This is a genomic window from Veillonella nakazawae (assembly GCF_013393365.1).
GTDB classification, from domain to species: Bacteria; Bacillota; Negativicutes; order Veillonellales; family Veillonellaceae; genus Veillonella; species Veillonella nakazawae.
In genome coordinates, this window is the sequence record NZ_AP022321.1 from 409,098 (window position 1) to 433,169 (window position 24,072).

The following is a 24,072-nucleotide window of genomic DNA, read 5'->3' on the forward strand; positions in this document are numbered from 1 at the left end:
TAATGTTAGATAATAAAAAAAGCAGTGCATAGGCACTGCTTTTGCTATGGCGGAGAGACAGGGATTTGAACCCTGGGTACGGGATAACCGCACACATGATTTCCAATCATGCTCCTTCAGCCGCTCGGACACCTCTCCATGTATTCTGTTGTGTAACAGGTACTTGTATAGTATATGAAAAAGATAGATTTATGTCAAGCGAAAAATAGTGAAATTATTGAACTTTCATAAGACTTTTAAAGTATAAGAAAAAGCCGCCTTTTCAGGCGGCTTTGGGTGTTAGTATTATAATACTTCTTTGATTTCAGCTGCATCGATGGATGCTTTGATATCGTCTGCCATTTTTTCGATTTTTGGAAGATCTTCTGCTTTTAAAGAGGATTTGATATCAAGTGGTTCGGATACGATTTCAATGTCTTTGAAGTCGTTTTCGAAGTGAGCAACCATTGTTTTCATTGCAGCAGATGCCCAAGAGTGGTTACCGATGATAGATACCTTATGGTTTTGGAAGTTAAGAGCTTTTAACTCGTGGATGAGGTTTTCCATTGTAAGGTATAGGTTCAAGTTATATGTAGGAGCGATTGTTACCAAGTTCGTGTATTTCCAAGCATCAGAGATGATGTAGGAAGCGTTAGTTTTGGAAACATCATAGATTTTGATATCTGTTACACCGCGTTTGGATAATTGTTTAGCCAATTGTTGTGCAATGTCACGAGTGTTACCATACATAGAACCGAAGGCGATAACAACGCCTTTTTTCTCAGCTGTATAGTTGGACCAGTGCAAGTATTTGTGCAAGATGTATTGAATTGTTTCAGGTGTACGCCAGATTGGACCATGAAGTGGAGCAATGCGTTTGATTTCAAGACCAGAAACTTTGCGAATTGCATTTTGTACTTGAGGACCGTATTTACCAACGATATTTGTATAGTAACGACGAGCTTCTTCTTCATATGTAGCAATGAAATCTGTTTGGTCCGCAAAGATGTTACCATTAACGGTACCAAATGTACCGAAAGCATCTGCAGAGAACAATGTGCCTGTAGATTTTTCATAAGTACAAGTTACTTCTGGCCAGTGAACCATAGGCATAGTGTAGGAAACAAGAGTATGTTTACCTAGGCAAATTTCATCGCCCTCTTTAACTGTGTAATATTGGTCAGGTTTTGGAGTATTGTAGAATTGTTCAAACATGCGGAATGTTGTAGCGTTACCAACCATTTTACAGTTTGGATAGCGTTCCAATGTGTCTAACAATGTTTGGCAATGATCTGGTTCCATATGGTTTACAATGATGTAATCAAGGTCGCGACCATTCAAAAGATGAGTCAAGTTGTCAAAGTATTCTTCGCGAATTTCTGCATCAACAGAGTCTACAACACAAGTTTTTTCATCATCGATGAAATAGCTGTTATAGCTAACACCATTTGGAATAGGGAATAAGTTTTCAAAACGTTCTGTAGTCCAGTCATTACTACCAATCCAGTAGATATTATGGGTCATTTTCTGAGCACAATGCATAATAAAATCCTTTCTTAACTCACATTTGTTATGTATAGGTTTACACGAATTCTCATGTTCGTAAATATATCATCAACTTATAATACTAATATTTTCGAAAAAAATCAATATTGAAAAGCCTACCCCAAGGAGTAGGCTTTCACCTGAAAGAATAGTCATAAATTATTTGAAGTATTTTACACCAGATGTAAAGATTGGCATCTCTAATTGACCAGGAATATTTTTGCTAATTCCTGTGCCACAGCGTTCGGAGTGTGCCATTTTACCAAATACGCGACCATCAGGACTATAAATACCTTCGATAGCAGCTACAGATTGGTTAGGGTTGAAGCGGCTATCCATGGATGCAATACCATCAAAGTCTACATATTGTGTAGCAATTTGACCAGTTTTATTGAATTCCAATACTTGTTGAGGGGATGCAATGAAGCGACCTTCACCGTGAGAGATAGGTACAGTGTAGATTTCGCCTGCTTTAGCATCGCTCATCCAAGGAGATTTTGTAGAAATAACTTTAGTGTTAACCATACGAGACAAGTGACGACCAATTGTGTTGTACGTCAAAGTAGGATGGTCAGCAGTTAAGGTTTCAATATGACCACCTGGCAACAAGCCTAATTTGATAAGTGCTTGGAAGCCGTTACAAATACCAAGTACAAGGCCATCTTGTTTGTACAAGAGATTTTCTAGGCCTTCAGCCAGGTATGGATTACGGAAGAGGGTAGCCATAAATTTGCCAGAACCATCTGGTTCATCGCCAGCACTGAAACCACCAGGGAACATAAGAATTTGAGATTCTGCTAATTTAGCTTTGATTACGTCGATAGATTCTTTTAATTGTTCTGGTGTTTGGTTTCGAATTACTACAATATCTGTTTCGGCCCCAGCTCGTTCGAAGGCACGAGTCGCATCAAATTCGCAGTTTGTACCAGGAAATACGGGGATGAGAACCTTTGGTTTGGCACCTAAGGATGTACTGCGAGGTTTAGCGTGTTGATCATGGATGTACGCTACTGCTTCTCCAGAGCCATTTGGAGCATGCATAGGGAATATATCGTTGAGTGGAGCTTCATAAGTTGCTTGGATCTCCTTGAGTGATACGGATTGATCCGCCCATTCAATAACTGGATTTGCTTGTGTTACACCGATTACTTTTAAACCTGGTAACTCTAAGAGATAGTTAACAGCTTTAATATCTACCTCTACGATAAATGCACCAAGAGCAGGTTGGAAAATACCTCGTTCAGCATATTTATCGAATTTAACACCAATATTATTGCCGAGGGCCATTTTTGTGACAGCTTCAGGGATGCCACCTTGGTCAACTACATAAGCAGAGTAAACACGACCTTTTTCAATTTGTTCTTGCAAGGTATCGCAATTTTCTTTGAAACGATCCCAATCTGGAGTGTCGTCGTACATGCGAGGCACATCGAAGAATACGAGGCGATGATCTACGCCTTTAAGGTCCTGACTTACGATATTGTCTATATGAGCTGTACCAACTGCAAAGGATACGAGCGTAGGAGGAACTGTAAGGTCCATAAATGTACCGCTCATAGAGTCTTTGCCACCAATAGCGCCAATTTCAAGTTCTTTTTGTGCTTTATAAGCGCCCAGTAAAGCTGCTACAGGTTTACCCCAGGATTCTTTAGAGTTGAGGCGTTCAAAGTACTCTTGTAATGTTAGGTATGCATCTTCACGGCGACCACCGAGAGCTACTAATTTAGCGACAGATAAAAGTACAGCATATTGTGCGCCATGGTATGGGCTCCAGTCGGATAATTCTGGTACAAAGCCATGTGTCATGATACTAGCTGTAGTAGTTTCACCATTTAATACAGGTAATTTTGCGACCATACCTTGAGTAGGTGTCTTTTGGAACTTACCACCGAATGGCATGAGTACTGTATTAGCACCAACTGTACTATCAAAGCGTTCTGCTAAGCCTTGTTGGGAAGCTGTATTTAAATCGGATACGGCTGCGAGCCATTTTTCTTTAAAGTTATCTGCACTAGAAGAACCACGTAAGAAGTAAGAGCGATCCGCTGGAGCTGTTATTATAGCTTCTTGCTGTTGGCTTGCACCATTTGTATTTAAGAAGTCGCGGCTAATATCTACAATTGTTTCGCCATTCCAGTTCATGATTAGACGATTTGTATCAGTTACATCTGCTACAACTGTACATTCTAAGTTTTCTTCGTCGCAATATGCTTTAAATGCATCTACATCGGTAGCGGAGATAACGCAAGCCATACGTTCTTGAGATTCAGAAATCGCCAATTCTGTGCCATCAAGGCCAGCGTATTTTTTAGGCACTAAATCAAGGTTAATAGTTACGCCATCTGTTAATTCACCGATAGCAACGGATACACCGCCAGCACCAAAGTCATTACAACGTTTGATAAGGGTAGTTACTTCACCACGACGGAAGAGACGTTGAATTTTGCGTTCCGTAAGGGCGTTGCCTTTTTGAACCTCTGCACCACATGTAGAAAGGGATTCTACCGTGTGCTCTTTAGAGGAGCCGGTAGCACCACCACAACCATCGCGACCAGTTTTACCACCAAGTAATACTACAACATCGCCTGGAACTGGTACTTCGCGGCGTACTTGATTACGTGGAGCTGCACCGATAACAGCGCCAATTTCCATGCGTTTTGCTACGTAGCCAGGATGGTAATATTCTTTTACTTCACCTGTAGCAAGACCGATTTGATTGCCATAAGAGGAATAGCCACGAGCTGCTTCTTGAGTGATTTTCTTTTGTGGTAATTTACCTTCTAATGTATCTTCAAGACTCGTATGTGGATCGCCAGAGCCGGTGATGCGCATTGCTTGGTATACATAGGCGCGGCCGCTCAATGGATCGCGGATACAGCCTCCTAAGCAGGTAGCAGCACCGCCGAATGGTTCGATTTCAGTAGGGTGGTTATGGGTTTCATTTTTGAATAATAACAACCATTCTTCAGTTTTTCCGTCTACATCAACAGGAACGATGATAGTACAAGCATTGATTTCATCGGATTCATCAAGATTTGTTAAACCACCAGCATGGCGTAATTCTTTTACGGCTAGTGTAGCCATGTCCATGAGAGAACGCGCTTTTTTCTTAGTTGTATAGAGCTCAGCACGACCTTCCATGTATTCTTCTAGGGCTTCTTCAATAGGGCCTGTGAAGCGATTTGCTTCGATAGAGATATCCGTTAACTCTGTCGTAAATGTGGTGTGACGGCAGTGGTCGGACCAATATGTATCGAAGAGGCGAATTTCTGTAATCGTAGGATCCCGGTGTTCTACCTCTGCATATTGTTGTCTAATCATTTGAAGGTCCGCTAATGTCATAGCAAGACCATAGTTTTTGATAAGTCCTTCTAACTCAGCATCGCTCATTGTCGTAAAGCCATCGATAGTTGCCACTGGTTTTGGGTCCTCTAAATTGAGAGCCAAAGTGTTAGGTAATTCAAGGCTTGCTTCACGGGAATCAACAGGGTTAATGTAGTATGCTTTGATGGCATTTTCTTGTTCTTTTGTGAAAGTACCTTCGATAGCAAATACACGGGCACAGCGAACAATATGGCCAGATGTAAGGGTTAGCATAGAAATACATTGCTCAGCACTATCGGCGCGTTGATCGTATTGACCTGGTACATATTCAACAGCGAATACGAAACCTTGTACAGCGGGAATTTCTTCTAATACTGTATCCACAGGAGGTTCGGAGAAGATAAGATTTTTTGCAGCCTCTAAATCTTTTGCATCTACATGTTCGATATCATATCGCTCGTAGATGGTTACTCCTGTAGCAGGCATAGATAATTCCTGTTGTAAGGTTTGTAACATGCGTTGTGCTTCTTGGTTGAAAGATTCTCGTTTTGTTACGAATAATCGTTGTATAGCCATTGTAGCCTCCTGTAATGTATATAATTCCCTGTGGGATATTGACAAATTAAGTATAGTCGGTCTAGACTTATAAGTAAAGATAATCTTACTTATGAAAAGATTAGAAATGCTAATAAATATGAAAGGTTCATGAAGGTCATAGGACCTGGCTTTCATGAAGATTTCTACATATTCATTATATATTGAGAGTCTATAATTATAATATAGTAAATGATATGTATATTTAAAAGTAAGACACTATTATTAGTATATAACAGAGGTGAATAAAATGGCAGTATCTGCAGATTTATATAGAACCTTTTTAGGGGTAGGCTTATATTTGTCCTTTTCCCGTGCCGCAAAAGAGTTAGGCGTTTCTCAATCCGCTATCAGCCAAAGCATTAAACAATTAGAAGGGGAACTGAATATGCCTCTTTTTGTACGTACTACAAAATCTGTAGGATTCACGCCTGAAGGTAAAGAGTTGTTTGATACGGTAGCTAAAGCGTTCTCCATCCTTGATAATGGGGTGACTCAATTACAAGAACGTGTTAGCCAAGCTTATGAAAGTTTAAACCTTGCTGCTACAGATACATTATGTCGCCATTTCTTATTACCATATTTCCATAAATGGCAATTACAAGAAAGTGAAATCGGATTGCATATTATTAATCGTCCATCCCCTGATTGCGTAGAGTTGGTACTCAATAAAGAGGCTCAGTTAGCGGTGGTTAATGATTATGAAGGCTTGCGTGATAATCCTCAATTAGAGGTCACTACATTGGCTACAATTCAAGATGTATTTGTTGGTGGCCCTGACTATAAAGGGGCAGGCTTCTTTGATCAAGGTCGCTTACTTAACGAGCCTATCTTATTATTACATAAGGGCTCTGCAAGCCGTACCTTCTTTGATGAAGTAACACATGGCGCATGCCGTAAGCCTCGCTTTGAACTTGGTAGCGTCGATGTATTGCTCGATCTTGTAGAAATTAATATGGGTATTTCCATGTTGCCTAACCATGTAGTGCAACAAAAGATGCAAGAAGGCTCCATCGTGCGTATCGATACAGATATTCCTGTACCGACCCGTGATATTGTACTTGTCCGTTCTCGTTTGGTACCTCAATCTGAAGGAGCGGCGCGCTTCACATCCTTGCTTATTAATCGTGAAAGCACTCGTGATAAGGTCTTATAATTATAAGACACACTTTTTGAGAAATTTCAGAAAGTGTGTCTTTTTATATTTTTGACTAGTCTTATCTGTGCTATATTATATTGTTATAAACCTGTTGAATTTTATAATTCAGAGTTGAAAGTTTTTAAGTCTCTTTGATAGTTATTGTATTAGTCATATTGTTAAGGCTTTTACTTGATATAGGTTGACCCTAAGGGGATATTTACGTTAAAATTTAAAGATAGTTATACTGCGGAGGTAAGAGCACATGGAATTATTAAAACAACGCATTCGTGAAGAGGGGATTGTCCTCAATAATCGCGTGCTAAAAGTCGATGGTTTTTTAAATCATCAAATCGATCCACAATTGTTTAAAGCAATCGGTAAAGAAATTGCTGATCGTTACCGTGATGCAGGGGTACAACGTATTGTTACTATTGAGGCATCTGGCATTGCATTGGCATTGATGGCTGCGCTTGAACTTGATGTGCCATTAGTATTTGCACGTAAGAAAAAATCTATTCTTATGGTAGACGATGTATATCATAGTGTGGTGTACTCCTACACAAAAGAAGAAAACTACGATATTACTATTTCTAAAAAATTCTTGCCAGCTGGTGAAAAAGTGTTAATCATCGATGACTTCTTGGCATCTGGTGAGGCGGCTATGGGCCTTGCTAAATTGGTAGAAGACGCAGGTGATGAAGTGGTAGGTATGGCTATTGCTATCGAAAAATCCTTCCAACCTGGTCGCGAACGCCTTGAACATGCAGGTTATCGTGTAGAGTCTTTAGTTCGTATTAAAGAATTTAAAGACAATGGTTGTGTATTTATCGAAGACTAATAGTCTGATTATTTGTAGAGGGAATTATGAATCAAAAAGCAGAAAAATTCGACTTACTCATCGCTGACCTAAACAAAGGTGGTAACTCTTGGTTTACAAAGGAAGAAATGACAGATGATCTTCATACAGTCGTTTATCACGGCCGTTTGGATGTTCATGAGCATAGCTTGCCTGTATTCATCGTTGTGGATGATTCTGCATTCTCCTATGCTCGCATAGCTATCACAACAACATCTATTGATGAAAAAGTGATTCCTGCTGTGTTAAAAGAACTTAACACATTAAATCAAGATTATAAAGTATCTAAATACTATGTAAGCAATGAAGATAATAACATCTATATGGATGTATCTGTTCCTGGTTTGACAGAACAGTTTGATCCTACAGTAGTAGTTAATTTATTGCTTGAAGTTGTTCAACCACACTTAGATGCTGTACATAAAGGCATTCTTAAAGTAGCTGGTTTAGCTTAATAGAGGTTGTTATGAATCCTAAAGCGTTATTATTTGATAAGTTTTTAAAAGACGAAGAAATCACATCCTTTGAACGTAAGGATTTTGATGATGAAGACGGTACTGTTGTATACCGTTCTTATATTAAATCCCCGTTGTGGGATATGCCGTTATTTGTCATTCTTGATAACAGTATTTACAGTGTTATTCGTTTGGTATTGGGCCCTGAAAAGGTAACTGCACAAAACATGGCTGCCTTAAATGCGTTGATCAATCGAGATAATGCGACATACAAAAACTATAAACTTTATATTGATGAACAAGACTCTAGTCTATATTTGGACTGCGTATATATGTGTGGTGATGATGCGTTTGAACCTGCATTAATGTATGCATTGATGTCTTCTATTGTAGATTATGTACCTGAAGCTGTAGGTGAGTTGAAAGCTGCTTTTGAAAGTGGTACACACTAATCAATAACAAATATAGATTAACTGGCATAATGTTCGGAAATTAAATAAAAGAGGGTATTCTATCTTTATAGATAGAATACCCTCTTTTGCTTTCGCAGAAAAATATATATAGTGTGAAATAGTGCATTTTTGCATGAATGCTTTTGTATAAATTGAGAGGATATTTGCAATAAACCAATTTGAATAAAGTAGATATAATTGAATTCAATATTTTTGAAAAGTTCGGAATATAACGAATAATAAAAATAATTAATTAAATAATATTCGAAGATAGTGTTGATTTTGTAAATGTTAGGTGTTACAATTTGTGTACAAGAAGGAGGTAGCACCGTGAACTATGCAAATCAACAAACTCAAAGCAAGTCTACGGCGGCTATTTGTGCGCATTTGACCCAGTCTGTTTCGGCTGGGCTTTTTTATTAGGAGGATCTATGAAGGTCGGTATTATTATGGGCAGCAAGTCTGACCTAGACACAATGAAAAAGGCATCTGCCGTACTTGATGAATTTAACATTCCTTATGAAATGGTTATTGCTTCAGCTCATCGTACACCTGAAGCTGTAAAGGATTTTGTTACACGACTTGAAGATGAAGGGGCTATCGCTTTTATAGCTGGTGCTGGTGCAGCGGCCCACTTACCAGGTGTAGTAGCTAGCTTCACTACATTGCCTGTTATCGGAATTCCTCTTAATGCAACAGCTTTAAAAGGTATCGATTCCTTGCTTGCTATTGTTCAAATGCCATCTGGTATGCCTGTAGCAACTATGGCTGTAGATGGTGCTAAAAACGGAGCACTTTTTGCAGTCCAAATTGGAGCAGCTTTCAACAAAGAATTGAAAGACCGATATGTACAGTATCGCAAAGATATGGCTGAAAAAGTATTAGCGGACAATGCTGAATTACAAGGTGCCATTAAACTATAATCGTTTGAAGCGTTTACATCATCATTTATACATCTTTGAATAGATAAGAGTAAAAGGAGACACATCATGGCTAACATCAACTTGGAAACATTAACATTATTGTATGAAGGTAAAGCAAAACAAGTATATCAAACAGATAACAAAGACGAGTACATTGTTCATTACAAAGATGATGCTACCGCATTTAACGGCGAGAAACATGATACTATCCTTGGCAAAGGCGTATTGAACAATAAAATCTCTTCCTTCTTCTTCGAATTATTGAAAAAAGAAGGCGTTCCGACTCATTTCGTTCGTCGCGAAGATGATCGTAATCAAACAGTACTTACGTTGGATATCATTCCTCTAGAAGTTATCGTTCGTAACATTGCAGCTGGTTCTATGGCTAAACGCTTTGGTATTGAAGAAGGTACTCCTCTTAAACATCCAATTCTTGAATTCTGCTACAAAAATGATGAATTAGGTGACCCATTTGCTAATGAATCCCAAATCACAGCACTTGGCTGGGCTACTCAAGAACAACTTGATGTAATCTCTACTATCACTTTAAAAGTAAACGATATTTTGAAAAAATTCTTGGCTACTAAAAATGTAACCCTTGTAGATTTTAAATTAGAATTTGGTACACATAATGGTGAAGTATTATTAGGCGATGAAATCTCTCCTGATACATGCCGTTTCTGGGATGCTACAACAGGTGAAAAACTCGACAAAGACCGTTTCCGTCGAGATCTTGGCAATATTGAAGAAGCGTACAAGGAAATGTTATTCCGTCTTACTGGCGAACGCGCCTAAGGGGGCACAATGAACTACGATCCAGTTTTTGATAAATGGCATGAAGAGTGTGGTGTATTCGGTGTCTATGATAGAACCATTGATGTAGCACGCTATGTATATTGGGGACTCTTTGCGCTCCAACACCGTGGACAAGAAAGCGCGGGCATTGCCGTTACCGATGGTCATGATGTAGAACTAAAAAAAGGTATGGGCTTGTTGACTGAGGCCATTAAAGAACTACCATCCTTACCAAGCCATATGGGGACTGGTCATGTGCGGTACTCTACAACAGGTTCCAATAATCCACGCAATATCCAACCCTTAGTAATTCATTACCAAGGTGGTCAAATTGCGGTAGCTCACAATGGTAATTTAACGAATGCCCTAGCCATTCGTAAACGTCTTGAAGCGGATGGATCTATTTTTCAAACGACAATGGATTCTGAGGTTATCGTAAACCTCATTGCTCGCTCTAAAGCTGAGACACAAGAGGAACGCATTGCCGATGCGGCACGTCAAATTGAAGGAGCCTTCTCTCTCGTTATTACTACGAACGACTCCTTGGTAGGTGTGCGTGATCCCCAAGGCTTTAGACCTCTTTGTTTAGGTAAAACAGCAAATGGCTATGTTCTCTCTAGTGAAAGCTGTGCCTTAGATGCTATAAAAGCCGAGTTTATTCGTCACATCGATCCAGGCGAAATGGTAATTATTGATGACTCTGGTGTACGTAGTGTTATCTATGCAGAACCAGAGAAAATTGACAAAAAGCTTTGTGTTTTTGAATATATCTATTTTGCCCGTGGCGATAGCCATATCGATGGTCAATCGGTATATCAATCTCGTCTTAATATGGGGCGTGAATTATATAACGAAACTAAATACGATGCAGATATTGTTATGTCTATTCCTGACTCTGGCACTACAGCAGCACTAGGCTATGCCCGTGCATCAGGTATTCCTTTTGCAGAAGGTCTTGTTAAAAACCGCTATAGTGGTCGTACCTTTATCAAGCCAAATCAAGAGGAACGGGAATTAGCTGTTCGTATGAAGCTTAATGCATTGCCCCACATTGTAGGAGGCAAACGGATTGTCCTTATCGATGATTCTATCGTACGCGGTACTACGAGTGGTATTATCGTTAAAATGCTAAAGGAAGCAGGCGCTAAAGAGGTGTACATGTGTGTAAGCTCACCAACAATTGAGTATTCTTGTCACTATGGTATTGATACGTCGGTGCGTAAAGAGCTAATTGCTGCCACACATACAGTAGATGAAATAAAAGATTATATTCATGCTGACAAATTACATTATTTATCTCGTGAAGGCTTATGTCGTGCCGTATCTGATATAGCGCCTAATGATTTATGTTTTGCTTGCTTTAATGGTGATTACAGTGTAGAGGTTCCTGCGGAACAAGAGGAAGGGGTCAAATATGTGCTCGAATAAAACTAGTTTAACCTATCGTGATGCAGGCGTTGATATCGATGCAGGTAATCGCGCAGTAGAATTGATGAAAGAATCCGTAAAACGCACCTATACACCTGGCGTTGTAGGTGATTTAGGTGGTTTTGGGGGCCTCTATTCCTTAGCTGGTCACTCTATGTCTGACCCTATGCTCGTATCCGGTACAGATGGGGTAGGTACCAAATTACGTTTAGCTATCATGATGGATAAGCATGATACAATTGGCCAAGATTGCGTAGCCATGAGTGTTAATGATATTCTTGTGCAAGGTGCAACGCCTTTATTCTTCCTCGATTACATTGCAGTTGGTAAACTTGATCCTGTGAAAGTAGCAGATATTGTGCGCGGTGTGGCAGAGGCTTGTGAAGAGTCCGGATGTGCTTTACTAGGCGGTGAAACTGCTGAAATGGCAGGCTTTTATGATAATGATGACTATGATGTAGCGGGCTTTGCAGTGGGGATTGTTGATCGTCCTAAATTGATTACTGGTGAAAGTATCAAAGCTGGCGACGTAATTTTAGGTCTGCCATCGTCTGGTGTACATTCTAATGGCTTCTCCTTGGTTCGTAAAATTGTATTTGACCATAAACAATTATCTATGGATACAAAAATTCCAGAGTTTGGTAAAACCTTAGGCGAAGAATTATTGACGCCTACTCGTTTATATCCTAAAGCTGTATTGCCATTGATTGAACAACAGCTTGTAAAAGGTATGGTTCATATTACCGGCGGTGGCTTCTATGAAAACATTCCTCGTGTATTGCCAAAAGGCGTTACTGCAGAGGTTGATGTCACTACATGGCCACGACTACCTGTATTTACAAAACTACAAGAATGGGGCAATGTTGCCTGGCCTGAAATGTACCGTACTTTCAACATGGGCATTGGTATGATTGTTATCGTTGATCAAAAGGATGTAGAAACGGTTAAAGAAAACCTTTCTAGTCGTGGTGAAACGGTATATGAAATTGGCTGCATTGTAAGTGGTGATGGTCCTGTTGTCCTTAAAGGGGCTGAGTTCGATGCGTAATTCTAAAAAGAGATTAGCCCTCTTTGCCAGTGGTCGTGGTTCTAATGGTGAAGCACTGTATAAGGCCATGCAAGAAGGCTATATTAATGGTGAATTTGTTGTAATCATTACAGATCACGGCAATGCAGGAATTGTGGAACGTTCTAAATCTTGGAATATTCCACTTATTGTTATGGAACGTAGCGACTATGATTCTAAAGCTAGCTTCGAACAGGCTCAACTAGATGCTTTAGAGCCTTATAAGGTTGATGGTATCGTCTTGGCAGGCTATATGCGTATTGTAGGTGCTCCTTTGATAGAGCGATATGAACATCGTATATTAAATATTCATCCTGCTCTGTTACCATCATTTCCAGGCCTTCATGGTCATCAACAAGCCATTGACGGAGGCGTAAAAATTACAGGGTGTACGGTACACTTTGTTGATGCAGGAATGGATACGGGGCCTATCATTATGCAGAATACGGTTCCTCTATTACCCGATGATACAGAGGATACCTTGAGTGACAGATTATTGCCTATCGAACATAAAACGTATAAAGAGGCATTGCAACTATTTTGTGAAGATAAGCTCACCATAAAAGGGCGTGTTGTATATATTGAAGATTGATATGTAAGCAAAGGAAGACGTTAGATGATTAAAAATGCATTACTTAGTGTTTCTGATAAAACAGGTATTGTAGACTTTGCAAAGGGATTAGTTGAATTAGGTATAACCATTTATTCCACAGGTGGGACCCTTAAAGCCATAACCGATGCAGGCATTGCAGCCAAAGCGGTTGAGACGTTGACTGGTTTTCCTGAAATGATGGACGGCCGTGTAAAGACCTTGCATCCCAAGGTTCATGGTGGTATTTTGGCAATCCGTGATAACGGGGAACATCAAAAAGCTATGGCAGATCATGGCATTGAACCAATCGACCTTGTGGTTGTCAATCTTTATCCATTCCGTGAAACCATTGCAAAACCAAATGTATCCTTAGAGGAAGCTATTGAAAATATCGATATCGGTGGTCCTTCCATGGTGCGCTCTGCTGCGAAAAACCATGCGTATGTAGGTATCGTTGTAAATCCAAATCATTATGATGAAATCTTAGCTATGCTTAAAGAACATGGTGAATTGCCTAAAGAATATCGTTTTGGTCTTGCAAAGGAAGCCTTTGCTCATACTGCAGCTTATGATGTAGCCATTGCTAACTATATGAGTGGTGTCTTAGACGAAGGTCCTACACCACCTGAATATTTAAGTGCTTATGAAAAGGTAACTGACCTTCGGTATGGTGAAAATCCGCATCAAAAAGCGGCATTCTACAAAGAAATCGGTACGGCTCATGGCATGGGGGCCTTGAAACAACTCCATGGCAAAGAGCTTTCTTATAACAACATCGTAGATATGGAAGCGGCTTGGAATATGGTGTGGGAGTTTACCGATCCTGCAGCATGTATCATTAAGCATACAAATCCTTGTGGCGCAGCGACGGCAGCTACCTTGCATGATGCTTATATAAATGCTTACGAAGCAGACTCTGTATCCGCCTTTGGTGGTATCGTTGCTTTAAACCGTGAAGTAGATGCTGCTACTGCAGAAGAAATGAGTAAAATTTTCTTAGAAGTCATCATGGCACCTGCTTTCACAAAAGAAGCATTAGACATCCTTGAAGGAAAGAAAAATATTCGCCTCATCGAGTTATCTAAACCTGAATCTGGCCAAGTAACAGTGAAAAAGGTTTCTGGTGGTCTATTAGTGCAAACAGAAGATGATATTCAAGAAGACCGCGCTAACTATAAAGTGGTTACAAAGGTACAGCCAACAGAGGAACAATGGAAAGCTCTTGAATTTGCTTGGAAGCTCGTAAAACACGTAAAATCCAATGCGATTTTGATTTCCAATGAAAAACGTACCCTCGGTGTTGGGGCGGGTCAAATGAACCGCGTTGGTTCTGCAAAAATTGCTCTTGAACAAGCTGGTGAAGCCGCTAAAGGGGCCGTATTAGCATCTGATGCATTTTTCCCATTTGGGGATACTGTAGAAACAGCAGTAAAACATGGTATTGCAGCCATTATTCAACCGGGTGGCTCTATTCGAGACGAAGAATCCATCAAGGCGGCCGACGAAGCAGGCATTGCTATGGTATTTACAAGCATTCGTCACTTTAAACATTAATTTGTTTAGCCTGATTGAGGGTTACAGTCGAGCACTAGCTCGTAATCATTGATGTGTAATGATGGTTATAGAGGATATAGGTGCTTACATAAATGATGTATTGATGGCGTTTAGGCGTCGATGGAGGATTTATGAAAGTATGTGTAATCGGTAGCGGCGGCCGCGAACATGCATTGGCATGGCGATTGTCCATCAGCCCTAGCGTAACAAAGGTATATGCCATTCCTGGCAGTGCGGCTATGTCAGATTGTGCAGAGCTAGTCGGTATTGATTGGCAGCAAAGCGATCATTTAATTCGTTTTTTGAAAGATAGTCACGTTGATTTAGTCGTTGTTGGTCCAGAGGCTCCTCTTGTAGCAGGACTAGCAGATGCACTCAATGCAGCTGGAATTCCTGTATTTGGCCCATCTAAAGCAGCTGCTCAACTAGAGGGCTCAAAGGTATTTGCCAAAGACCTTATGAAAAAATATAACATACCGACTGCTGCCTATGGTGTATTCCACAAGGTGGATGAAGTAAAAGAATTTATCGGTCAAACAGGTGCTCCTATCGTGGTGAAAGCTGATGGCTTGGCGGCTGGCAAGGGCGTTGTGGTGGCTATGACCATCGAAGAAGCAAATGTAGCTGTAGAAGACATGCTTAGTGGTAATCGTTTTGGAGAAGCTGGTAGTACCGTTGTTATCGAAGAATTCATGGAAGGTGAAGAAGCGAGTTTGCTTGCCTTTGTAGATGGCAAGACTGTAGTTCCTATGATTGCTTCCCAAGATCATAAACGCATCTTTGATGGAGATAAAGGTCCTAATACTGGTGGCATGGGTACCTATGCACCAGCGCCAGTACTTACTAATGCATTACGAGATGAGGCGATGAAGACAATTTTAGAACCTATGGTAGCTGCCATGGAGAAAGAGGGGATGCCTTATGTGGGCTGTCTCTATGCAGGTCTTATGATTACACCTCAAGGCCCTAAGGTTGTAGAATTTAATGCCCGCTTTGGCGATCCTGAAACACAAGTAGTATTGCCATTACTCGATAGTGACTTAGGTCAAATTATGATGGCTTGTGCCACAGGCACATTAACAGCTGATATGGTGAAATGGAAAGACTCTTCGGCGGCATGTGTTATTCTTGCCTCTAAGGGATATCCTGAAACTTCGTCTAAAGGTGATATTATTAGTGGTGATATAAAACAACATGATACAACCATCGTATTCCACTCTGGTACAAAACTTATTGGAGACGAATATGTCACAAATGGCGGCCGCGTTCTTGGCGTTGTAGGTCTTGGTAAAGACCTTAGAACAGCGCTCGATAGAGCTTATGGACGTATAGAACACATTGATTTTGAGGGCATGCAATATCGTACAGATATTGGGGCGAAAGCTTTCAAATAAAGAAAAAGTGTTTTGAATACAGTAACAGCGTTTTAAATACAGCAAAAAAACGTTTTGAACAAAGTAAAACCTCTACACTCATGTATATTACATGTGGTGTAGAGGTTTTTATTTTCTACCTTTTAATGGTTACCTATGTTATAATAATGTAGATATAAAGAGGGCCCATCGACGTGTGATGGCGTTAGGCTCATCTCAAAATTTTGAAACCTATTGATGGCGCCTAATATGTAGAAGTACATCTTCTACATATTAGGTGTTTTTACTATAGTCTATTTTTCGTATAGCGACATACAACTATGAAATATAACAAAGAACCGTTAAAACTGAATAGTCCGGTATCATTTTGGATGAATTTCCCCAATGAAGAACGTGTGTTTTGGGTGGATCGCCAAAGTGACCGCATCGTTGTGGGCGCTAAACGTCTAGCGACGGTTAAAGATGATAACGATCGCCATAATTACGCTTATGTATTTTATGGGGATACTTTTTTTGATACTGTAAAAGACCCTAAATGGTCTAATATGGGCCATGAAATGATTGCTTTTACCCATTATTACATCGTAGAAAATGGAGAGTCCTTCTATCTACATGCTGGTGAAAGTGTACCTATTGAGAATTATGAGGTACCTCGAGTTCATCATAACTACAAAGAAACCAGTGATGATAAGGCGGATTGGAATCGTTTGATGAATGCTATTGCCAATGGTATTAACAGCGGTGAGATGACTAAGGTCGTCTCCTCTCGTGAGGTCGAATTCACTAGCGAAACACCATATAATGTGGCAAGTATCTTGGCTAACTTAGTGGATAATAATCCTAATTGCTTTATCTTTGGCTATGAAAAGGATGGGCGTACCTTTGTAGGGGCATCGCCAGAAATTTTAGTCCGCCATCGCGGCAGTGAAATATTAAGCTATGCCTTAGCGGGCACTGCTCCAAAGGATGGTCCTAACGCGTGGACTAAGGAACAATTACTAACTAATAAGAAAAATCTTGTAGAACATAATATCGTTCGCGATCGTATCGTGAATACGATGAGACAAATTACTCCACATGTTACGGTGGGGGAAACCGGCATTATGGAGTTGTCGCACCTCTATCATTTGCGTACCATAATTACCGCAAAGGATAGTACAAAATCTCTTGTGGATTGGGCTAAGTTATTACACCCTACACCAGCCCTTGGTGGTGAACCTCGAGAAAAGGCGCTAGCCTTATTACAAGAGTATGAATCTCATGAACGTGGCATGTACGCAGCCCCTTTTGGCTTTATGAAAGATATGGGGGACGGCATCGTTGTAGTTGCTATTCGATCTGCTCTTATCATGGATAATGTATTGTATGCCTATGCAGGATGTGGTGTTGTAGCCGATTCTGATGCGGATGAAGAATACGCTGAAACTAATAATAAAATGCGCACCATTCTTGATGCCTTATAATTGTTTCCGTACCTTTAGGGGTGTTTGAAAGGGAATATAATGAATGAATATATTGCTGCCTTGGTAGACGAGTTCTATCAACTCGGCGTCCGTCATGCGGTGTTTAGCCCTGGTTCTCGTTCTACGACGATGGCCATGCTGTTCAAGGAGCATGAAGGATTTGAAACCTATATGAATATAGATGAGCGCTCTGCTAGTTTTATGGCTCTAGGCATTGCAAAGGCACATAAGGAACCAACTATACTCGTATGTACTTCTGGTTCTGCTGTGGCTCATTATTTGCCAGCTATTTTGGAAGCTCAATATAGCGGGGTACCGCTCATTGTACTATCTGCTGATAGACCTCATACATTATTGCATGTAGGGGCTCCTCAGACTGTAGATCAGCACAAAATCTTTGGCACTGCGGTCAATTATTTTGAAGAATTAGCTGTGCCTCAAGAGGCTCATTACTATACATATCCTCGCCAAGTGGCTCGTAAATCGTATATGAAAGCGATGGATACTAAAAAAGGGCCAGTCCATATTAATGTGCCTCTCTTTGAACCATTGGTGCCAGAATTGAGCCGTAACCATTTTGAGGCTGGTCGCAGTTCCTTTAAAGTGGTTAAGCCAAACTATAGTGACATATTTGCCTGTGGTGAGGGAAATAACTTGCTTGAAAGGTATGAGCGTATCCTTATCCTAGCAGGCCCTCAAATTGATGTAGATGAGGCTGATATGATTCGTTCCTTCGGGGAGGCTTTACAAGCTCCTATTTTGGCGGATCCCCTATCTAATGTACGGGGATGCGGTACATCTAAAGTTGTGATTTCTACATATGATGCGTTGTTAGCAGGGAAAGCTCTTTGGCATGAGTTAAAACCAGATTGTGTGATTCAGTTTGGCCAAATTGTTGTGTCAAAACGAGTGCAACAGATGATTGCTAGCTGGACTGATGTGGAGTACATCGAGGTTAACTCTACAATGGACTCCATGAATCCTACAGGTAAAACTACGATGCATGTGCAAGCTAGTATTGATGTCTTTACCCATGTATATGGAAAAAACAATAACTCTGATACGTACTTAAACATATGGCGACGTTTAGATCAAGCTGGTAAGAAACAACTAAGCTCGACTATCGATGAGCCTCATTGCTTTGAAGGCCGAACCATACGGGAGCTACAAAAACAGATTCCTGAAGATGGACAAATTTTTGTTGCCAATAGTATGACCATTCGGGACTTTGATTACTTCTGGTTTAGTGGGGAATCTAAGGCGGTTCTTTACGGAAATCGAGGCGTCAATGGTATTGATGGCACTATTTCTACGGCTCTAGGGCTAGCAGCAAATGGTAGACCTACATATTTAGTAACTGGGGATTTATCCTTGTTCCATGATTTGAATGGATTGGCTGTAGCTAAAACTCATAATTTAAACTTAACCATTATTTTACATAATAATGATGGAGGCGGTATTTTTGAATACTTACCTCAAAAGGGGACAAAGCATTTTGACTATTTGTTCTCCACATCACAAGGCTTAGATTACAGTGGGGCTGCCAAACTCTATGGCTGTGGCTACACAAAAATCTCCAGCCCCGATGAGTTGAGTTCTGTATTGGCTAATGTTAGCCAAGAAACAGGCGTTCATATCATTGAAATTCCTACAAATAGGGAATATAGCAGAGAATTGCATAAAAAATATACGAAGGTTTCAGTTGATATGGAGGCATTACTATGAGTCAGTATTTTTGCAGTATTGTAGATAATGCTTTATGCAATCCCGCGCAGCGTATGTATTTTGATTTGGGCGACTATCGCTATGGCTTGACTGTGGTAGGCGATGGGGAGCCTATCGTATGTTTTCATGGATTTTCAGAATCTAGTTATACTTGGGATTCCATTAACTTGCCAGGCTATCGTTTAATCCGTATCGATTTGATTGGTCATGGTGATTCTGATATTCCTGAAGAAGATGAGGCTTATACAATTCCTAAGATGATAGAGGATTTGCATACCGTTATTTATCATATGGTTGGTGATAGATATTACCTCATGGGCTACTCCATGGGGGCCCGCATTGCCCTTTCCTACGCTTTGGAATATGAAAGTGAAATCAAAGGGCTCATCCTTGAAAGTGGCTCTGTAGGTATCGCCTCTGACGCTGAGCGATTAGAGCGCCGTAAGGCCGATGAAGATTTAGCGGTTCACATTGAAAATCATGATGGTGCTTGGTTTGCTACACGTTGGGCGGAGGCTCCTATTTTTGAAAGTCAAAAGCAACTTTCAGAGGGTGTAGAGGAATTAATCTATCTACGTCGTTCCAATAATAGTACGTATGCCTTAGCCTGTACCTTGCGTGGCTCAGGTCAAGGTGTCATGCCTTATGTGGGGGATAAATTAGAAAAATTCTCTGTTGAAGGCTTATATGTGAGTGGCGCACTAGATACAAAATATACTACAATAGGAAGAGATGTATTTGGCAAGTTGCCAAACTTTAAACATGTCATCGTCGAAGGGGCGGGGCATAATGTACATATAGAAAAACCGCAGATGTTTGAACAAGCGGTATTAGATTTTTTACACAAGAAAGGTTAAGTCCATGAGCAAATTTGATTGGAAAGTATTGGATCGTAATTATGAAGATGTAATTTACGAAACATATAATGGCATTGCAAAGATTACTATTAATCGCCCACAGGTACGTAACGCGTTCCGTCCTAAAACTGTTATGGAGTTAATCGATGCTTTCACAGTAGCTCGTGAAGATAACGAAGTAGGCGTAATTGTATTGACTGGTGCAAACCACGGTCAAGGTGAAGATAAAGAAGCATTCTGCTCCGGTGGTGACCAAAGCGTACGCGGTCATGGTGGTTATGTAGGCGAAGATAATGTTCCTCGTTTGAACGTTCTTGATTTGCAACGTTTAATTCGCGTTATCCCAAAACCTGTTATCGCTATGGTTAATGGTTTTGCTATTGGTGGCGGGCATGTGTTGCACATCGTATGTGACCTTACCATCGCTTCTGAAAATGCTAAATTCGGTCAAACTGGTCCTCGCGTAGGTTCCTTCGATGCTGGTTATGGTGCAGGTTACTTGGCTCGCATGATCGGTCATAAACGCGCTCGCGAAGTTTGGTTCCTTTGCCGTCAATACACAGCTGCTCAAGCCTATGAAATGGGCATGGTTAACTGTGTTGTACCATTCGACAAATTGGAAGAAGAAACAGTTCAATGGTGTAACGAAATTCTTGAATTGTCCCCAATGGCATTGCGTATGTTGAAAGGTGCATTCAACGCCGATACTGATGGTCTTGCAGGCTTACAACAATTTGCAGGCGACGCTACATTGATGTACTACACAATCGATGAAGCAAAAGAAGGCCGTGATGCGTTTAAAGAAAAACGTAAACCGAACTTCAAACAATTCCCTAAATTCCCTTAATCGGAATAGATGTACTAGTTTAGTACTAGGGATGGAATGTATTGTAAAAATGACAAGTGCGCCTCTATATGAGGCGCCTTTCTTGTAATATCTGTGATTATTAATCATTAATCATAAGGCATTATCTTTGGATACGAGGTGAGACGATGGAATGGTTACGGTATGGTGCACAGCACTATCCTGATCGCATATGTATAAATGAATATACCTATAAGGCTATATATGGCGGTGTGCTTCATGTGGCTAGTGAATTGCGACCTCTTGAAAGCTCCCGTGTGGCCATTTTATCGGACAACTCTGTTACTATGGCAATCTATGTGTTGGCTACTATGCTAGCTCATAAAGAGGTACTATTACTTAATGTACATCTTAAGCCTAATGAGATAGAAAACCAATTGAAACAATTAGGTGTTACCACCGTTTTACATAGTCAAGACCGACGGAATCAACTGCCTGATTCAATGTGTGTTGTTGAGTTTGAACCTCTAGAAACCATTCTATCTGACCGAGTTTTAGAAGATACCTTTGATTGGACATTTAATGATACAGACATTGCAGCTATTATGAACACTAGCGCTACAACAGGTCAGTTTAAATCAGTACCCCTTCGATGGGGACAGATTAGAGCTCATGTACAAGCGTCTAAAGAGGTACTAGCTAAAACTGAGCAAGATAATTGGCTTATGGTATTGCCTTTATTCCATGTAAGTGGTCTATCTATCTTGATGCGTTCCCTTTATAATGGTACGGCTATCACTATATTGCCTAAATACGATGAGATAAAGGTTTTAGAACTCATTGAATCTGAGAAAATCAATATGATGTCTCTCGTACCTACAATTTTGACTCAATTAGAACCGAAGATTACACATCATACATTACGCGTTATTTTGCTAGGTGGCGAGTTTATTCCTATGGCTCTCATCGATGCTTGTGAAAAGAAATCGCTGCCAATTTACAAGACCTATGGCATGACGGAAACCTTTAGTCAAAGCGTTACATTCGCTGTATTGGATTACCCTCATAAACGAGATTCCGTAGGCAGACCATTACCAGGAATGCAGATTCGCATTGATAATCCTGATGCGGATGGAGTAGGGGAAATCCATTTGACAGGTCCCATGGTTATGACTGGGTATATCGACAAGGAGCCAATTGATGGCGATCTTAATACAGACGATATCGGTTATGTCGATGAAGATGGATTTGTATATATTCTGAATCGCCGCAAAGACCTTATCATATCTGGTGGCGAAAATATTTATCCTAAGGAATTAGAGGATTTAGTCTACACATTGCCATCAGTCAAGGAATGTGCCGTTGTACCTGTACCTGATCCTAAATGGGGCCAAGTACCAGCACTCTTTATGGCTTTTCACGATGGTGAAAGCATGACGTCTGATGAGATTCTATTCTTTATGACTAATTCTTTGGCAAAATATAAAGTTCCTAAATATGTAAAAATTTTACCCGCATTACCTCGTAATGGCACAGGTAAAATTGTGCGTAATGAACTGCGTTTAGAAGATTGAGGCGCCTATGAATGATATTTTAAACTTTAAAAGTATAACTACATATCGCCTTAAATTGCCACTAAAGTTTAACTTTAAAACTGCCAAAGGTGAAGTAAAAGAACGAGAAACGATCGTCATCCGCATCGAGGACCAACAAGGTTATGTCGGTTATGGTGAGTGTGTAGCTTTCACAGACCCATTCTATACAGCGGAAACCGTAGATACATGTTGGAAAACATTAGTAGATGATTATATCTTTAATTTGCGCATGATGCGGCCTAAACCGCTTATGACCTATGTACGTCAGTTGCAGTTCTGGCTAAATCGAGATCATATGCCAATGACCATTGCTGCCTTAGAAAATGCCCTTATCAATCTTCATTGTGAGAGACTGGGTGTGAACTCTGTTTCCTATATTATGGGGCAGCCCTTACAAGATACCATTGAAAGTGGTGTTGTTATCGGTGATGTACCGATGGAACAATTGCTAGATGCCGTAGAAGTTCATGTGGCAAATGGTTGTAAGCGCATCAAAATAAAGGTGAATCCTACAGACGGCTATGACCGGATGGCCCTAATACGTAAGCATTATCCTGATTTAGTCTTGGCAGCCGATGCAAACCAAAGCTATTCTTATGATGATATTGATAAGATCCGTCAATTTAACGATTTGAAGTTAGCTTGTATAGAAGAGCCTTTTACTATAACAACGCTTCAATCCTATAAGGAGTGGAAGTGGGAACGCCTTAATAACGATGATTGGCATATTGAAACGCCTATCTGTTTAGATGAGTCCATCTTGGGCTATGACGATTTATCCTATGCTATTGAGTATGGACTGATTGACGTACTCAACATAAAAGTAGGCCGCATGGGTGGTCTCGTACCAACGAAGGCAGCTATTAATCTTTGTAGAGAGTGTCATATTCCGTATTGGGTGGGGAGCATGGTAGAGTCGGGCATTTCTAAAATGTTGCACGCTCAACTAGCGGCTCTAGGTGATTCCTATATGGCAGGAGACCTATCTGATTCTAATAGATATTTTGAACGAGATTTCATCTATCCAGATTTAACCTTTAAGGATGGGGTTATGCACGTTCCTGATGGAGATGGCTTAGGTGTAACCGTCTTTGATGATAGACTAGAAGCGTATTGTGTGGAGAAACGAACACTATGAATTTAATAGAATCCTTACAAATTGAAGCACTTCGTATGACGAGCGATACTACATGCATTGCAAAAATGAACTTAGGAGAATTCCACAAACAGCCTCAAGGCTATTTAAACGGTGGAGCCACCTTGGCATTTGCTGAAATCATTTCCGGCATGATGAGTAACGAACTCATTGGACCGGATAAATTTGGCGTAGGTCAATCCATTACGGCCAACCACTTGCGCCCTGTACGATGTGAAGGGGCCTTAACAGCTCACGGCACATTACTGGTAAAAGGGAAAACATCCCATGTGTGGCGCTTTGATATGATGGACGATGCAGAGCGACTTATTTCCCAAGTAACCGTAACACTATCTATTGTGGACTTTGATCGGTAATAGAATAGGTAATAAGCAATAGATAATAGGCAATGATA

The 24,072-nt window shown here is 40.5% G+C and carries 20 protein-coding genes and 1 tRNA gene; 18 read left to right on the forward strand and 3 right to left on the reverse strand.

Annotated elements, in window-relative coordinates:
• Positions 1-47: 47 nt before the first annotated feature.
• The 3 genes from VEIT17_RS01745 to VEIT17_RS01755 all read right to left on the reverse strand — a co-directional run bounded on the left by VEIT17_RS01745 (position 48) and on the right by VEIT17_RS01755 (position 5,424).
• Positions 48-138, reverse strand: a tRNA-Ser gene (locus VEIT17_RS01745).
• A 147-nt stretch (positions 139-285) separates the two neighbouring features.
• On the reverse strand, positions 286-1,521 hold the full coding sequence (locus tag VEIT17_RS01750) for an FprA family A-type flavoprotein (RefSeq protein ID WP_060923814.1): 1,236 nt from the start codon (positions 1,519-1,521) through the stop codon (positions 286-288).
• 162 nt (positions 1,522-1,683) lie between these two features.
• Positions 1,684-5,424 carry a phosphoribosylformylglycinamidine synthase gene (locus tag VEIT17_RS01755; RefSeq protein ID WP_178884471.1) on the reverse strand — a complete coding sequence of 1,247 codons (3,741 nt, stop codon included), beginning with the start codon at positions 5,422-5,424 and terminating at the stop codon, positions 1,684-1,686.
• A gap of 268 nt (positions 5,425-5,692) precedes the next feature.
• Between VEIT17_RS01755 and VEIT17_RS01760 the strand changes: the two genes are divergently transcribed.
• The 18 genes from VEIT17_RS01760 to VEIT17_RS01845 all read left to right on the forward strand — a co-directional run bounded on the left by VEIT17_RS01760 (position 5,693) and on the right by VEIT17_RS01845 (position 24,034).
• Positions 5,693-6,598 (forward strand): LysR family transcriptional regulator, encoded by a 906-nt coding sequence (locus tag VEIT17_RS01760; RefSeq protein ID WP_024064082.1) that lies wholly within the window; start codon positions 5,693-5,695, stop codon positions 6,596-6,598.
• Positions 6,599-6,845: 247 nt separating this feature from the next.
• Positions 6,846-7,421 carry a xanthine phosphoribosyltransferase gene (locus VEIT17_RS01765; protein WP_105085269.1) on the forward strand — a complete coding sequence of 192 codons (576 nt, stop codon included), beginning with the start codon at positions 6,846-6,848 and terminating at the stop codon, positions 7,419-7,421.
• 26 nt (positions 7,422-7,447) lie between these two features.
• Positions 7,448-7,894: a hypothetical protein gene (locus VEIT17_RS01770; protein WP_024064651.1), complete on the forward strand. Its 447-nt coding sequence runs from the start codon at positions 7,448-7,450 to the stop codon at positions 7,892-7,894.
• Positions 7,895-7,905: 11 nt separating this feature from the next.
• Entirely contained in the window at positions 7,906-8,346 is a 441-nt protein-coding gene (locus VEIT17_RS01775) for a hypothetical protein (protein WP_024064650.1), read from the forward strand.
• Positions 8,347-8,777: 431 nt separating this feature from the next.
• Positions 8,778-9,269 carry a 5-(carboxyamino)imidazole ribonucleotide mutase gene (gene purE, locus VEIT17_RS01780; RefSeq protein ID WP_105081468.1) on the forward strand — a complete coding sequence of 164 codons (492 nt, stop codon included), beginning with the start codon at positions 8,778-8,780 and terminating at the stop codon, positions 9,267-9,269.
• A 66-nt stretch (positions 9,270-9,335) separates the two neighbouring features.
• Positions 9,336-10,064 carry a phosphoribosylaminoimidazolesuccinocarboxamide synthase gene (gene purC / locus VEIT17_RS01785; protein WP_197923044.1) on the forward strand — a complete coding sequence of 243 codons (729 nt, stop codon included), beginning with the start codon at positions 9,336-9,338 and terminating at the stop codon, positions 10,062-10,064.
• A gap of 9 nt (positions 10,065-10,073) precedes the next feature.
• Positions 10,074-11,492 (forward strand): amidophosphoribosyltransferase, encoded by a 1,419-nt coding sequence (gene purF / locus VEIT17_RS01790; protein ID WP_060923810.1) that lies wholly within the window; start codon positions 10,074-10,076, stop codon positions 11,490-11,492.
• On the forward strand, positions 11,479-12,540 hold the full coding sequence (gene purM, locus VEIT17_RS01795) for a phosphoribosylformylglycinamidine cyclo-ligase (RefSeq protein ID WP_009352100.1): 1,062 nt from the start codon (positions 11,479-11,481) through the stop codon (positions 12,538-12,540). Before purF ends, purM begins: the two co-directional genes overlap by 14 nt.
• The gene (purN, locus tag VEIT17_RS01800; protein ID WP_178884473.1) at positions 12,533-13,150 is read left to right on the forward strand and encodes a phosphoribosylglycinamide formyltransferase; all 618 of its coding nucleotides are present in this window, start codon (positions 12,533-12,535) and stop codon (positions 13,148-13,150) included. The genes purM and purN overlap by 8 nt, the downstream gene beginning before the upstream one ends.
• 24 nt (positions 13,151-13,174) lie before the next feature.
• Entirely contained in the window at positions 13,175-14,704 is a 1,530-nt protein-coding gene (purH, locus tag VEIT17_RS01805) for a bifunctional phosphoribosylaminoimidazolecarboxamide formyltransferase/IMP cyclohydrolase (protein WP_178884475.1), read from the forward strand.
• Positions 14,705-14,835: 131 nt separating this feature from the next.
• Positions 14,836-16,098 carry a phosphoribosylamine--glycine ligase gene (purD, locus tag VEIT17_RS01810; protein WP_178884477.1) on the forward strand — a complete coding sequence of 421 codons (1,263 nt, stop codon included), beginning with the start codon at positions 14,836-14,838 and terminating at the stop codon, positions 16,096-16,098.
• A gap of 299 nt (positions 16,099-16,397) precedes the next feature.
• A complete protein-coding gene (locus VEIT17_RS01815; protein ID WP_178884479.1) occupies positions 16,398-17,540 on the forward strand; it encodes an isochorismate synthase in 1,143 nt (380 codons plus the stop codon).
• Positions 17,541-17,579: 39 nt separating this feature from the next.
• Entirely contained in the window at positions 17,580-19,265 is a 1,686-nt protein-coding gene (gene menD, locus VEIT17_RS01820) for a 2-succinyl-5-enolpyruvyl-6-hydroxy-3-cyclohexene-1-carboxylic-acid synthase (RefSeq protein ID WP_178884481.1), read from the forward strand.
• Positions 19,262-20,122 (forward strand): 2-succinyl-6-hydroxy-2,4-cyclohexadiene-1-carboxylate synthase, encoded by an 861-nt coding sequence (gene menH, locus VEIT17_RS01825; protein WP_178884483.1) that lies wholly within the window; start codon positions 19,262-19,264, stop codon positions 20,120-20,122. The genes menD and menH overlap by 4 nt, the downstream gene beginning before the upstream one ends.
• Before the next feature lie 4 nt (positions 20,123-20,126).
• The gene (gene menB / locus VEIT17_RS01830) at positions 20,127-20,969 is read left to right on the forward strand and encodes a 1,4-dihydroxy-2-naphthoyl-CoA synthase (RefSeq protein ID WP_005387880.1); all 843 of its coding nucleotides are present in this window, start codon (positions 20,127-20,129) and stop codon (positions 20,967-20,969) included.
• A 146-nt stretch (positions 20,970-21,115) separates the two neighbouring features.
• The gene (gene menE / locus VEIT17_RS01835; RefSeq protein ID WP_178884485.1) at positions 21,116-22,501 is read left to right on the forward strand and encodes an o-succinylbenzoate--CoA ligase; all 1,386 of its coding nucleotides are present in this window, start codon (positions 21,116-21,118) and stop codon (positions 22,499-22,501) included.
• Between the two features lie 7 nt (positions 22,502-22,508).
• Positions 22,509-23,660, forward strand: coding sequence for an o-succinylbenzoate synthase (menC, locus tag VEIT17_RS01840; RefSeq protein WP_178884487.1), 1,152 nt, complete (start codon positions 22,509-22,511; stop codon positions 23,658-23,660).
• Positions 23,657-24,034, forward strand: a complete 378-nt coding sequence (locus VEIT17_RS01845) for a PaaI family thioesterase (RefSeq protein ID WP_178884489.1) — start codon at positions 23,657-23,659, stop codon at positions 24,032-24,034. Before menC ends, VEIT17_RS01845 begins: the two co-directional genes overlap by 4 nt.
• Positions 24,035-24,072 lie beyond the last annotated feature (38 nt).

Coding starts and splice junctions, on each gene's coding strand:
- VEIT17_RS01755 (WP_178884471.1), bottom strand. CDS start 5,424: ATGGCTATACAACGATTATTCGTAACAAAACGAGAATCTTTCAACCAA.
- menD (WP_178884481.1), top strand. CDS start 17,580: ATGAATGAATATATTGCTGCCTTGGTAGACGAGTTCTATCAACTCGGC.
- purN (WP_178884473.1), top strand. CDS start 12,533: ATGCGTAATTCTAAAAAGAGATTAGCCCTCTTTGCCAGTGGTCGTGGT.
- VEIT17_RS01760 (WP_024064082.1), top strand. CDS start 5,693: ATGGCAGTATCTGCAGATTTATATAGAACCTTTTTAGGGGTAGGCTTA.
- purD (WP_178884477.1), top strand. CDS start 14,836: ATGAAAGTATGTGTAATCGGTAGCGGCGGCCGCGAACATGCATTGGCA.
- VEIT17_RS01775 (WP_024064650.1), top strand. CDS start 7,906: ATGAATCCTAAAGCGTTATTATTTGATAAGTTTTTAAAAGACGAAGAA.
- VEIT17_RS01750 (WP_060923814.1), bottom strand. CDS start 1,521: ATGCATTGTGCTCAGAAAATGACCCATAATATCTACTGGATTGGTAGT.
- menE (WP_178884485.1), top strand. CDS start 21,116: ATGGAATGGTTACGGTATGGTGCACAGCACTATCCTGATCGCATATGT.
- purF (WP_060923810.1), top strand. CDS start 10,074: ATGAACTACGATCCAGTTTTTGATAAATGGCATGAAGAGTGTGGTGTA.
- purC (WP_197923044.1), top strand. CDS start 9,336: ATGGCTAACATCAACTTGGAAACATTAACATTATTGTATGAAGGTAAA.
- VEIT17_RS01770 (WP_024064651.1), top strand. CDS start 7,448: ATGAATCAAAAAGCAGAAAAATTCGACTTACTCATCGCTGACCTAAAC.
- menH (WP_178884483.1), top strand. CDS start 19,262: ATGAGTCAGTATTTTTGCAGTATTGTAGATAATGCTTTATGCAATCCC.
- VEIT17_RS01765 (WP_105085269.1), top strand. CDS start 6,846: ATGGAATTATTAAAACAACGCATTCGTGAAGAGGGGATTGTCCTCAAT.
- VEIT17_RS01815 (WP_178884479.1), top strand. CDS start 16,398: ATGAAATATAACAAAGAACCGTTAAAACTGAATAGTCCGGTATCATTT.
- VEIT17_RS01845 (WP_178884489.1), top strand. CDS start 23,657: ATGAATTTAATAGAATCCTTACAAATTGAAGCACTTCGTATGACGAGC.
- purE (WP_105081468.1), top strand. CDS start 8,778: ATGAAGGTCGGTATTATTATGGGCAGCAAGTCTGACCTAGACACAATG.
- menC (WP_178884487.1), top strand. CDS start 22,509: ATGAATGATATTTTAAACTTTAAAAGTATAACTACATATCGCCTTAAA.
- menB (WP_005387880.1), top strand. CDS start 20,127: ATGAGCAAATTTGATTGGAAAGTATTGGATCGTAATTATGAAGATGTA.
- purH (WP_178884475.1), top strand. CDS start 13,175: ATGATTAAAAATGCATTACTTAGTGTTTCTGATAAAACAGGTATTGTA.
- purM (WP_009352100.1), top strand. CDS start 11,479: ATGTGCTCGAATAAAACTAGTTTAACCTATCGTGATGCAGGCGTTGAT.